This window comes from Natrarchaeobaculum sulfurireducens (genome assembly GCF_003430825.1).
Taxonomy (GTDB): Archaea; Halobacteriota; Halobacteria; order Halobacteriales; family Natrialbaceae; genus Natrarchaeobaculum; species Natrarchaeobaculum sulfurireducens.
On the sequence record NZ_CP024047.1, the window covers coordinates 2,554,391 to 2,566,337 of the forward strand.

Annotated in this window: 13 protein-coding genes; 4 read left to right on the plus strand and 9 right to left on the minus strand. The window is 64.1% G+C overall.

The genetic code is table 11. The annotated features are described in order from the left end of the window. Positions 1–13 precede the first annotated feature (13 nt). Complete coding sequence (locus tag AArc1_RS13585) at positions 14–1,255, plus strand: glycosyltransferase (protein WP_117364881.1); 1,242 nt, start codon at positions 14–16, stop codon at positions 1,253–1,255. Between the two features lie 105 nt (positions 1,256–1,360). Further along, complete coding sequence (locus AArc1_RS13590; RefSeq protein WP_117364882.1) at positions 1,361–2,254, plus strand: universal stress protein; 894 nt, start codon at positions 1,361–1,363, stop codon at positions 2,252–2,254. 28 nt (positions 2,255–2,282) lie between these two features. On the opposite strand, the gene AArc1_RS13595 is transcribed toward AArc1_RS13590, so the two are convergent. From AArc1_RS13595 to AArc1_RS13635, 9 genes are all read right to left on the minus strand, one after another. Then, a complete protein-coding gene (locus AArc1_RS13595) occupies positions 2,283–3,656 on the minus strand; it encodes an ADP-dependent glucokinase/phosphofructokinase (RefSeq protein WP_117364883.1) in 1,374 nt (457 codons plus the stop codon). Positions 3,657–3,821: 165 nt separating this feature from the next. Further along, positions 3,822–4,679, minus strand: coding sequence for a class 1 fructose-bisphosphatase (locus AArc1_RS13600; protein ID WP_117364884.1), 858 nt, complete (start codon positions 4,677–4,679; stop codon positions 3,822–3,824). A 2-nt stretch (positions 4,680–4,681) separates the two neighbouring features. Continuing rightward, positions 4,682–5,476 (minus strand): class I fructose-bisphosphate aldolase, encoded by a 795-nt coding sequence (locus tag AArc1_RS13605; protein ID WP_117364885.1) that lies wholly within the window; start codon positions 5,474–5,476, stop codon positions 4,682–4,684. Between the two features lie 112 nt (positions 5,477–5,588). Next, positions 5,589–6,284 carry a DUF7409 domain-containing protein gene (locus AArc1_RS13610; protein ID WP_394341235.1) on the minus strand — a complete coding sequence of 232 codons (696 nt, stop codon included), beginning with the start codon at positions 6,282–6,284 and terminating at the stop codon, positions 5,589–5,591. Positions 6,285–6,406: 122 nt separating this feature from the next. After that, positions 6,407–7,390, minus strand: coding sequence for an ornithine cyclodeaminase family protein (locus AArc1_RS13615; protein ID WP_117364887.1), 984 nt, complete (start codon positions 7,388–7,390; stop codon positions 6,407–6,409). 132 nt (positions 7,391–7,522) lie between these two features. Next, complete coding sequence (locus tag AArc1_RS13620) at positions 7,523–8,569, minus strand: phytoene/squalene synthase family protein (protein WP_117364888.1); 1,047 nt, start codon at positions 8,567–8,569, stop codon at positions 7,523–7,525. Positions 8,570–8,833: 264 nt separating this feature from the next. Next, positions 8,834–9,028 carry a cold-shock protein gene (locus tag AArc1_RS13625; protein ID WP_117364889.1) on the minus strand — a complete coding sequence of 65 codons (195 nt, stop codon included), beginning with the start codon at positions 9,026–9,028 and terminating at the stop codon, positions 8,834–8,836. 224 nt (positions 9,029–9,252) lie between these two features. Further along, a complete protein-coding gene (locus AArc1_RS13630; RefSeq protein WP_117364890.1) occupies positions 9,253–9,549 on the minus strand; it encodes a PadR family transcriptional regulator in 297 nt (98 codons plus the stop codon). Positions 9,550–9,719: 170 nt separating this feature from the next. Next, a complete protein-coding gene (locus AArc1_RS13635) occupies positions 9,720–10,625 on the minus strand; it encodes a DUF3267 domain-containing protein (RefSeq protein WP_323368555.1) in 906 nt (301 codons plus the stop codon). Between the two features lie 106 nt (positions 10,626–10,731). Between AArc1_RS13635 and AArc1_RS13640 the strand changes: the two genes are divergently transcribed. After that, the gene (locus AArc1_RS13640) at positions 10,732–11,049 is read left to right on the plus strand and encodes a DUF7111 family protein (RefSeq protein WP_117364891.1); all 318 of its coding nucleotides are present in this window, start codon (positions 10,732–10,734) and stop codon (positions 11,047–11,049) included. A 90-nt stretch (positions 11,050–11,139) separates the two neighbouring features. After that, positions 11,140–11,904, plus strand: a complete 765-nt coding sequence (locus tag AArc1_RS13645) for a response regulator (protein WP_117364892.1) — start codon at positions 11,140–11,142, stop codon at positions 11,902–11,904. Positions 11,905–11,947: the final 43 nt, after the last annotated feature.

An 11,947-nucleotide genomic window follows, 5' to 3' on the forward strand; every position in this document is an offset into this window, starting at 1 on the left:
AGCGGTACGGACGATGCACGCCCCCTCGCTCCCGGACCGTTCGATCGAGGCGTACGCCGCCGTGACCGAGCGCGACCTGCTCGAGCAGCTTCGCGAACTCGCCGAAACGCTATCCGAAGCTCGAATCCTGCACATCAACTCGACCGCGACGGGTGGCGGCGTCGCGGAGTTGCTCCGCTCGATCGTGCCGGTCTGTACCGACCTCGGTATCGAGACCGACTGGCTCGTCATGGACGCCGACGACGACTTCTTCGAGGTCACGAAGGCGGTTCACAACGGCCTCCAGGGAAGCGGCGAGCCGGTAACTGACGAGATGAAAGTCATTTATCGCGAGGTGACCGCGACCAACGCGGCCGAGATCCAAGCCGAGTACGACCTCGTGCTGGCCCACGATCCCCAGACGCTTGGCATGCTCGAGCGACTCGACGAACAGCTGCCAAACGCACCGATAATCTGGCGGTGTCACGTCGATCTCACCGAGCCGGTCGAAGACTATCTCGCGTTCGTCTCGGCGTACACCGACCCGATCGATCACGCGATCTTCAGCCGTTCGGCGTACGCGGTGGTCGACGTCCCGGCAACGAGCATCGTCTCCCCGTCGATCGATCCGATAACGGAGAAGAACCGACCGCTCGAGGACGCCGAGCTGGCGGCCGAACGCGACCGGCTGGATCCGCTCTCGTTCGACGCGCCAGTGGTGACGCAGGTGTCCCGTTTCGATCCGTGGAAAGACCAGTTCGGTACCCTCGAAGCGTACCGAACCGCCAAGAAAGCGGTCCCGGAGCTACAGTTGGCGCTGGCTGGCGGGATGGCTGGCGACGACCCGGAGGGACTGGAGCTGTACGAGCAGGTCGCCGCAGAGGCGGTCGACGACCCGGATGTCCATACCCTGACGGACCTCCCGGACGGAGCCATAAACGCCCTTCAGCGGCTGTCGGACGTCGTCGTCCAGAAGTCACTTCGCGAGGGGTTCGGTCTCGTCGTCGCGGAGGCGCTGTGGAAGCGCACGCCGGTCGTCGGTTCGACGGTCGGCGGGATCCCCCTCCAGGTCGAAGACGGCCGAAACGGCTACCTCGTCGAGCCTGACGACGCCATCGGTGCTGGCAATCGAATCGTCGACCTCCTCGAGAACGACGAACGCCGCCGGTCGTTCGGCGATAACGCCCGCGAGCGCGTCCGGGAACAGTTCCTGCTGCCAAGACAGTTGGTGGACCTGCTCGAGATCTTCGTCGACTCCCTGGGACTCGATTCCTGAACCGATCAGGAATCGGTACGGGAAGTCACGACGAAACCGCACCACCGATCCGACGAGCCCCACACAGTTATTCCTCGAGCCGGTGAAGCACCCGAAGACTCGCCTATGAGCCGGTTCATCGAATCGATACTGATACCGACCGACGGTAGCGATGGCGCACTCGCCGGAGCCGGACGCGGGATTGCGCTCGCATCGCGAATCGACGCGGATGTCCATGTACTGTCGATCGTCGAATCCCGACTCCGGGCGGGGGATCTCGACGAACTGGATCTCCAGTCGCTCGAGGAGCGCGCCGAGAAGGCGGTCGAAGAGATCGCCCGGCTGGCCGCGGACCACGACGAGGAAATAGCGGTTACGACGACGATCAGGAAGGGCACTCCGTTCCAGTCGATCAGGGAGTACGCCACGCGACGCGAGATCGACGTCATCGTTATGGGAACGAAGGGTCGAACGGGGCTCGACAGGGTACTCCTCGGCAGTGTGACGGAAAACGTTCTCCGGACGGCACGGACTCCCGTACTCGCGGTTCCGCCGAACGCCGACGAGCCTGCCATCGACAGGGTTCGGTTCGACCGGTTCCTCCTTCCTACGGACGGCAGCGACGGCGCGACGATCGCGGCCGAGTGGGGGATCGAACTCGCGGACCGACTCGAGTCGTCGATACACGCACTCTACTCGGTCGACATGGGCCCGTTCGCGGATGTGCCGGAAGCGGACGACCTCCTCGAGGCCCTCGAGTACAGAGCAGAGGCGGTCATCGACGCGGTCCGAGCGCGCGGCGAGGATGCCGGGGTGGGCGTCTCGGGGTCGATTGTGACAGGGTCGCCGATAACCGAGATACCCACGTATGCGACCGAAAACGACGTCGACGGCATCGTCATGGGAACCCACGGTCGGACGGGAATTGGACAGTGGTTCCTCGGGAGCGTGACCGAAAACGTGGTTCGTCAGGCCGAGGTGCCGGTGTTTTGCGTACCGGTGAGCGCAAAACACCCGTGACACCACTCGCAGACACCGTCAGTCACGCTTACTGGTCGTTGGCCACGGCGAGTTCCAGAACGAAACTCGAGGAGGAGACGATGTCGCCGATGCCGACCGTCCCCGCCGGTTCGTCGACGACGCGATTGGGGCAGGCGGCGACGGTGGGCGTGGTGAGGACGCCGCCGTCGGCCGTCTCGCCGAGGTGATCGGCGAGCAGGCCGATCGCTTCACGTCCCATCGCCGAGGGCTCGTACTCGAGGCCGGTTTCGAGGTCCGCGGATTCCGAGATGTGTCCCAGCGCCGCCTTGGTAGCGGCGTTGACGGCCGAAAACTCGAGGCCCCGTCGGAGCGCCTTCGGCGAGTGGTACGACTCCATCACAGCGAGGTGGTACTCCATCGCGTGGAGCTGGATACAGTCGACGCCGAGTTCCTCGCGAACCGCCTCAAGCATCCGGTAGTGGTCGAGAATCTCGTCGGGTTCGAACGGCGTTGCCTCCGACGGCGGTTCTGCGACGACCTCCAGGCCCGCGTCGTCGTGCAGTATCGTCAGCTCGTGCGTGTCCGCGCCGACGACGGTCGCCTCCGGCAGGATCCACTCGTACATGCTCGCTCTGAGGTCGTCGTCGTGGGTGACGGCGTACTCGACGTGGACGTCGACGTCGCTCCCCGACCGAAGCCGACGGATGACCTCGCGGGCGTGACGGTGGGTCTCCTCGTAGCCGTCCTCGACGTGGGCAGGGGTGAGGTTGTGATAGCCTGCGAGGAGTGCTCCGTCGACGGCCTCGCCCACCTGGTCGATCGCCTCGTCGAGTTCCCCCGCAGAGAGGTCGAACTCCGGCGGCCTCGAGGCAGCGATGAACCGGGTGTCTTCGGGTGCGGTCACGCCGAAAAACTCGTCTCCCGTCCGGAACTCGAACACCCAGTTGATCTTCGTCCGATCCGTGTTGACCGCTTCGGGGAGGGGTACGTACCGTACCTGCCCGTCATCGACGGTCGGATAGCGAATCTCGTCAGGGTGGTCGAACATCGATAGCTGTCGGTCCGAGACCAGGTACGTGTACGTGATCGGGGCTGTTCCCAGCGCGGTGAGCAGGTTCGTCATGATCCCCGTCTGGCCGCCCATCTGCTGGCTGTCGGGCTCGAGATCCGCCTCGAGCGTGGCGGCGAACGCGTCGGTCATCGCGATCTCGTCCCCTCGGCCAGCCGCCATCGTATGCGTGATCGCCGCGGCGAGTTCCCGTTTCGAGTGCAGCGGACTCGATGGCAGTTCGGAACCGGGATCGGACGGCCGCTCGAGAAACGATTCCAGCTCCTCGCCGACGCGGACGACCGCGTCGACGTTCGCGTTGTAGGCGACGAACACCGGCAGACCCTCGAGCGCGGCGATATCCGCCTCCAGTTGAGAGTGTGCGTCAGACATGGCACGGCTCCCTCCCAGTCCCAGCGGGATAATCCTGCGGTGGTCGGCGTCCGCCACCCGTGCGGACTTCCCCGTCGCTCGCGTGGTCAGAACGACGGATCGCTGACACGAAAAGTTATACGCCGATGGCTGGACGGTGGCCATACGACGGCCGACAGCCAGTCGTTACTCGAGGACGGTCTCGAGTCTGTCGATCAGTTCGGTGTTACCGACGTGGACCGGCACGCGCTGGTGGACGTCGGTCGGTTCGACCTCGAGGATCGACTGGCTCCCGTCGGAGGAGCGGCCGCCGGCTGCCTCGATGAGGTACGCGATCGGGTTCCCCTCGAACTGCAGGCGGAGTTTGCCACGAGGTGCCCCCTCGAGAGCGGGATACGCGAAGATCCCGCCGTAGGTCAGCACCTGGTTGACGTCGCCGATCATCGCGCCGCCATAGCGGAGCTTGTGACCCGGATCGGACTCGACCTCGCGGGCGTACGCATCGAACTCCTCGGGCCAGTCGGGGACGCGGCCGCCGAAGCCGTAGACGAGCGGATCGGCTGGGATGGTGACGTTCTCCTCGACGACGGTTCGTTCGCCGCCGGTGAGTTCGTACCTCGTAACCGAGCCGTCGCGGGCGTACGCCATCGTCGTGATCGGCCCGTAGAGGATCCAGCCCGAAGCGACCAGCGCGGTCCCTGGCGCAGGGAGCGGTTCGTCGTAGATGCCGAACACCGTCCCCATCGTATTGTTCGACTTGAGGTTCGAGGAGCCATCGAGGGGATCGACGGCGACGCAGTAGCCCTCACCCTCACAGTCGACGATCTCGGAGCGCTCTTCGCTTGCATACTGGGCGACGCCGTCGATCGACGTCAGCCGGTCTTCGAGCAACTCGTCGGCCCAGACGTCCGCCTCGGCCTGCGTCTCCCCACTGGGGTTTTCCTCGTCGACGTCGCCTCGACGACCGACCAGTCCTTGCCGGATCTCCGACGCCGAGCGGGCGATCGTCGCGACCACGTCGTCGACGGGATCGGGACCTGACATTCCTACTCGGTCGCCTCGAGTGCGGCGTCGGCCGTCTCCTCTTCGTAGATGACGAGCTCGAGGGCGTCTAGGATTCGGGTGGGGTCCTCACGCTGCCAGATGTTGCGGCCGACGGCCAGCCCTTTCGCGCCGGCGTCGACGGCGGCTTCGACCGTCGAGAGGAACTCGTGGTCGGAGGTCTTCGAGCCGCCGCTCATGACGACGTTCATGTCACCAGCACACTGGACGGCGTGGGCCATCGCGTCCTTGCTGCCGGGGTATTTGACCTTCGCGATGTCGGCACCCAGCTCGAGGCCGAGACGGGTTGCATACGAGATGACGTCCGGCTTGGTGTCGTTTTTGAGTCCCTGACCGCGCGGGTACGACCACATGACGACTGGCAGGTCGTGCTTGCGGGCGTCTTCCTGGACGTCGCGGAACTCTTCTGCCATCTCGACTTCGTGGTTCGACCCACCGTAGAGGGTGAAACCGACGGCGTCGGCGCCGATCTCGGCGGCGTAGTCGACCGAGCAGTTGACCGCCGAGTCGTACTCGCCCATCCAGAGGTTCGAGGTGCCGTTTACCTTCAACAGGAGGTTGACGTCGTCCTCGTAGCTCGGGTAGTAACCCTCTGCGATCCCCTTCTGGACGGCCATACAGGTAACGGCGTCGTGCGTCGCCGTCTCGAAGACCGTCGATGGATCGAGTTTCTCCGGTACCTCTTTGAAGTCGACTGGACCGTGTTCGAGGCCGTGGTCCATCGCCAAAATCAGTGACTTGCCGTCGCGAACGATCGGAGAGTCGTCGATCGGAATCATCTGATAGACGGTCCGACAGGCCGCTATAAATCTCTGATGGTCCGCTTTCACCGAATTTCTTACTCGAGTAGTACGTAATCGTCGAGCGACGGTTTCGTCGCCGAGGGCCGGCTCACTCGAGCAGTTCGCGAGCGTTGTATCGCCACGTTCGGACGTGTAACACGTCCAGCTCGAGCAGTCTGGCGACCTCGTTCGCATCGACCGTCGCCAACCGCTCGGCTGAGATGATGCCAGCGTCGGCGAGAACGTCGGCATCGTCGGGACCGACGCCAGCAACGGCCGTGACGGGCGTCGGGCGAGGACAGGGGCGACCAGTCCGGTCGTCGCCTGCAGGCTCGGTTCGGCCAGCGCCAGCGTGCTCGAACGCCTGCCAGCGTTCGTCCTCGCTCGCAGCGATCCACGCCCGTTCGGCCTCGCCGAGTCCGCGGACTTCGGTGGATCGTCGATCCAGGTCGCCGTCGGTCTCGAACGACCAGGGAAGCGACAGCCGCCGACGAAGCGCGTCGGCGACCGACTCCTCGACACCCGCATCCAGTAGCATCCGGTAGGAGTACTCCTTGCTCGAGACGTCGTCCGGATCGAGGCCGGCCTCCTCGAGCGTCTCCTGCTCGTCCTGCCTGATCCGTGAAGCGACGCGTTCCGGGGTCGAACCCATACCGAACACCAGCCTGGTTAGCGATCCCTCGTCACCGTCCCGTTCGCTCCTCGACCGACGGTGTGAATCGGCGTCGCTTCCGACGTCGGCAGTGACCTCGTAGCCGGCGCTCTCACCGGTTTCAGGGTCGGCAGATGCGAATTTCTCACTCACGCGATTCACCAGGGTACGTGATACTCACACTGTCCGTTCTTCAAAGTTGCCCCGGAGTCCGTCGTCGACGAACCGGCCGACCTCGAGTCGGACCGATCGCGGACCCATCCAATCGCCCGGTGTTACTCGTCGACACGTCGGAACGGGACGTCAGTGCCGGCGTCGGTATCGACGGAGCGCTCGTAGACGGTCGTCGCCGCGGTCAGATCCATGACCGCGCTGCCGACGCTTTTGACCACGGTGAGCCCGTCGGCTGGCTCGTCGGGTCGATCACCGTCGAACGCCTCCGCAAGCGCCACGAGATCGGCCTCACGGACCGACGTCCCCTGGAGGTCCCCGGTTTCGATCGCCTCGCCCGGCACGTCCGCGAACACTCGATCGGCCCGCTCGAAGAGTTCGGGCTCGAGTTCCTGCATTGTGGCTTCGTAAGCGCCAACCGCGACCACGAGTTCGGCGTCCGTCGCGTCGGCCGGGAACACCGGTTCCGTACTCGTCGTCGCAGTTACGACGACTGTCGCGTCCGAAACGGCGTCCGCGGCCGTCTCCGCGGTTTCAGCCGGGATTCCGTCCGCCCGAAGATCGTCGGCGCAGTCGTGTTTCGAGTCGCTTCGCGAGTAGACTGTCACCGACTCGAGGTCCGACGTCGTGGCGATCGCCCGCGTCTGCCAGCGGGCCTGTGCGCCAGCCCCGATGACCGCGAGACGAACTGGCTCTGCGGCGAGCGCTCGGGCCGCGAGGCCACCCACACAGCCAGTTCGTACGTTCGTCACCCGCGTCCCGGGCATGTAGGCGACCGGCGTTCCGGTTCGAGCGTCGGTAAGCGCGATCTGTGCCTGGATCGTCGGGAGACCGCGGGCCGCGTTTCCTTCGTGAACGCTCGCGAGTTTCGTTGCGTAGTACGGTTCGCCGTGGACGTACGCCGGCATGGTCAGTCCCGTCCCGTGGGGAGTGTCGTCGTCGAGTCCCGCACCGACCGGAAAGTGCGGCCGATCGGGTCGTTCGACGGCGCCCGAGGCCTGTTCGACGAGCGCGGTTTCGACAGCGGGGAGCATCGTCTCTACGTCACACAACGACTCGACGTCGTCAGCGGTGAGAACCGTGACCATACAACCACAGATCTACGCGGCGGTAAAACTCTACCCTCATGACCGACTACCGAAGCAAGAAGAAACCGACTGTCAGTGCCGACACCAGCATCCGACGACTGGACGGTGAAAACGCGTTCGACCCCGTCGAACTCAGCGATGGAGTGGCTTTTCAGCCATCTCTTTGCGGAGCTCTTCAAGATGCGACCGTGGGACTCCCTCCTCGAACGTCTGAATCAAGGCGTACACTTCCGCTCGAGGCACCTTCACGCCACCCTCGCGGACGACGTCTTCGGGCCGCTCGCGCAGTTCGCGCATCGTGCCGACGGCGAGCAGGTAGGGAATCGCCCAGGCCGACAGGCGGTTGCCGTGTGTCTCCGGGACGGCCTCGAGATAGCGCTGGGCGTCGTCGAGATAGCCCTCGGCACGGCCGGTGACGCGCTGAATGACGTTCGTAACGGCCCCGTAGTTCTCCTCGTGGGTGACGCCGTCGAGCGGAACGTCCTCCTCTGCGAGCCACTCTGCGGGGAGGTAGACGTTGTTCTCCTCGTGGTAGTCGGCTTCGACGTCTTTGGCGATGTTGACCAGTTGTAACAGCAAGGCGAACGAGCGGGCGTTGGCGCGCAACTCTGCCGCACGCTCAGTAGACGTTCCGCGGGCGACGAGTCCGGTGATCAGCGTACCGACGGTCCCCGCGGCGTACCAGCAGTACTCCTCGAGTTCATCGAGCGTCTGGAGGCGCAGTCCGCCCTCCTCGGCGTAGCGATCGGTGAACATCGCCATCCCGCCGACGAGTTCGCGAACGGGTTCCCGCATGATCTCACGGGGCTCCTCCTCAAGCGATTCGAACGTTCGGAGGACGCGTGGCGTCTCAGCGACGACCTCCCAGTCGTTCGATCGCTCCTCGGGGATCCAGGGCTCGACGTCGTCCATGAACGACGATACCGGAACGTCGTCCGCTGGATCGAGGAGTCGATCGTACTCGTTCAGGAGTTCGGTCTGGGCCGCCGGTGGAATGTGTCCCGCGTCTTCGATCGTGTCGGCGACCCGACAGAGGAGGTACCCGAGGCAGATGTGACTCGCCATCGGCTCCTCGAGTCGGTCGATAGTGATCGAGAAAGTCCGCGAAACGCCGTGAACCGCGTCGTAACACCATTCCAGGTCGGCGTCGGTTGTGATTTCGTGCTGGCCGGGGGTCATCTACTCGCGTGTAGTTTGGGCGCATCCCGGAAAAACAACCCGGTCCCGGCGGGATATTCCAACCGGTGACACGAACCCAGCGAGAAGCGACCGGCCAGTGCTGTCGCACGTCGACTCGAGTCGGTCCGCTTCGTCTCCGTCCAGGACGCTGTCAGCGCGCCATTCGATCCACTCGTGGGACGCCGAGGCGTCGCTGTCGAGCGTGACGGTCCAAAAAATGCAGCAATACTTCGTGTCGCGGGAAGCGACAGTAGAATATCGTAGTTAGAGTCGAACGACGTTCTTCGCGCGGGGACCCTTGGGGGCCTGCTCGATGTCGAATTCGATTTCGGTGCCTTCAGTCAGGTCCTCGCCGCCGACGTCTTCCATGTGGAAGAATACGTCCTCGTCCGCGTCGTCAGTGTCGATGAAACCGTAGCCGCCAGTGTCGTTGAAGAAATCAACCTTACCGTTTGCCATTGCATCTATACCGAGTGCCACGACACGGATAAGTGTTGGCATTCGTTCGCCGAAGAACGAAATACGAAAACAGAATTGTCGCAAGTAAGTCTTCGAGCGTTCGTTTGTCCATAAGACGGCGGTCCTGGTCGAGTGTCGTTCCGTCTTTGGGAGAACTGGCGAGAACAGTCGGCAGATCCACAGTTTGGTGTGCGAGCCACGGAACTGACCGACAGCGGTCCACTTCAGCCGTCGGCTCGCCCCTCGAGACAGGACCGTACCCAGGCGTAGTGGTCGTCGACACGCTGGCGTCCCGCGTCGGTCAGCGCGTACGCGTCGTGGATCCCCGCGGTGCGCTTCTCGACGAACCCTGCGTCGACCAGCGCCGACAGCGAGCCGTAGAACGACTTCGGCTCGATGCGCTCGTCGTAGTGAGACTCGAGTTGGGACTTGAGTTGCTGTCCGCGCAGTTCGTCGCCGTCTGCGGCCGCAAGGAGGTAACAGACGTCTCGTCGACGGCCGCTCTGGAGCCACTTTCCCATACGTCCTCTCGAGACGACAGCCGCTCGAACGTTGCGATTCGGGACTCGAGCGGTGGCCCGAGACACACCCGATCATCGGTGCTGTGCTGAGGTGGATTGCTGTGCCGATTTCCCGGCCCCACCGCAGGCCGGCTCACGGTCGGCTTCGAACCCACGGACAGCAGTCCGGCTCACTCGAGTCCACGAGCCACGGCCGTCACCAGCGCCCAGCCGACGCCACCCACAGCGGACGCGCCGACCACGAACGGCGTTCCGACCTCGAGTGCGGCACCGCCGCTGGCGAGGCGCTCGTGGCTAAAAACGAACCATCGGCTACCGGGGTCGCCGACGATCACAGTTCCAGAGCCGGCTGCAAGCGAGAGGAAGACGGCCGCGAGCGCCGTCGCCACGATAACCGCCACCGTCCCGACGGCACCCGCACAGCCCTTCGCGAGGAGTGCCGACCCAGACCGACGAGTCACCGCTTCGTCACTCCGTGCGTAGACGGCGAATCCGGCCTCGCTCCCCGCCGGGAGCCCGGCGACACGGGCGTCGGCGGAATACTGCAACAGGACGCCAGCCATCCAGAGGTCGCCGATCGAGCCCGCGGCGTTGACCGCGAGCACGAACACGAGCACCGAGGAGGGGACGACGAGTGCCGCGGCGAGACCGGCGGCCGTGATCACGACGAACGGCGCGAGCAAGACGACGAGCAACTCCGTACGGGTAAAACTCGAGCCCGTTTCTGCGTAGGCGGTAGGGAAGAAGAACCGAGAGACGCCCACGCCGTAGCTGGGCCTGCCGCCGTACCGAGCCATGAAAACACCGTGGAGCAACTCGTGGACCGAGACGACGACGGGAACGAGAACGAATGCGGCGACGAACCGAACCGTCAGTCCAGTCGCCGACAGCGCGGGGATCACAATGGGCTCGAGCGAACGGCCGCCGAGCGCCGCGACGAGGGCACCAAACCCGTAGGCGAACGCGAAAAAACCGGCAACGGAGACGAAAAGCCACGTGACGGTCACGGCCGGCGTGAGTCGAAACTCCGCGACCGGATGGTGCGAGACGTTCGAGTCCGTCCGGCTCACGACCATCACTCCCCCGGGCGGTGAAAAAGCGATGTCGGTCTCCGTCGCCACAGTTCGAGGCAATGCAGAACCGAACCGATAGTTTCCCGGTGGTCCGCCCCATAGAGCAGGTATGGACGAGACCGACGCCGACGAGGACGTTGGCGAACGATCAGCTACGGCAAACGGCATCGAGGCGACCTATCGTGAGACCGAGCGCGAACGGCTGCTCGAGTTTACGGCCCAGCCGGACTCGAGTGCACGTGGAACCGCCGCGATCGCACAGAACCGCGAGGGCTATGCCATGTTGAAGGTGCGACCGACGGCCGACGCCGACGAACTCGAGCGCTACTACGGCTTCGACATGGCACTCGATCACGTCGCGGAGCTACTCGGTGTCTCGACACACGATCTGCCCATCCCCGGAGACGCCGAAGATATGGGGATGTGAGAGTATCCAGACGGCTTGACGCTCAGGCTTAATGGTATTATTATTGAAAATTAAATAATGTTTATGCTTGGTTGGTGCTCACTACTACCAATGAAAGGTGAGATTTCCGACTCAGACGGTCACGGGCCCCTCGATAGTGACGAACTGTTCTACGCCCTTTCCAACGCGGGTCGACGAACTGTGCTGTTCCATCTCCGCCAGCACCGGGTCGCGACGCTCGACGAGCTGGTCGACGTGCTCACAGCGGCCAGTACGAAAGAGGGCAGTGCGGACGACAACACGCACGTGCACAGTTCGTTGCTCCACAGTCATCTTCCATTACTCGAAGACCGCGGGCTGCTCACGTACGACCCGGACGAGCAGATCGTCGAATCGACCAGCCTCCACGGCACCGTCGGTGCGTGGCTCGACCTCGCCGTCCGCCAGCAACTCCAGTACGAGCGGACGGTCGACGCGGACGCTCGGACCGACGACGAGGGAATCGCGGTGTTGCTCGTCGACGACGAGCCAGGGCTTCCCGAAACCATCGGGGGCTACATCGAACGCGAGAACGACGATATCGAAGTGACGACGGCGGCGAGTACGCTCGAGGCAGTCTCGACGCTCGAGGAGGCGTCGTTCGACTGCGTCGTCAGCGACTATCAGATGCCAGCCATCAGCGGGCTCGATTTTCTGAAGGCTGTCCGCGAACAGGATGTTGACCTCCCGTTTATCGTCTTTACCGCTAAAGGCAGTGAGCGGGTTGCGAGCGAGGCTATCGCAACCGGTGTCACCGATTACGTCCAAAAAGACCCAGATCCCGAGCAGTTCGATGTCCTGGTCGAACGGATCCGCAAAGCCGTTACCAGCGGCTAAACCGTTATTCACCTGACCCGAGTGCACTCCCGACGTCACTCGG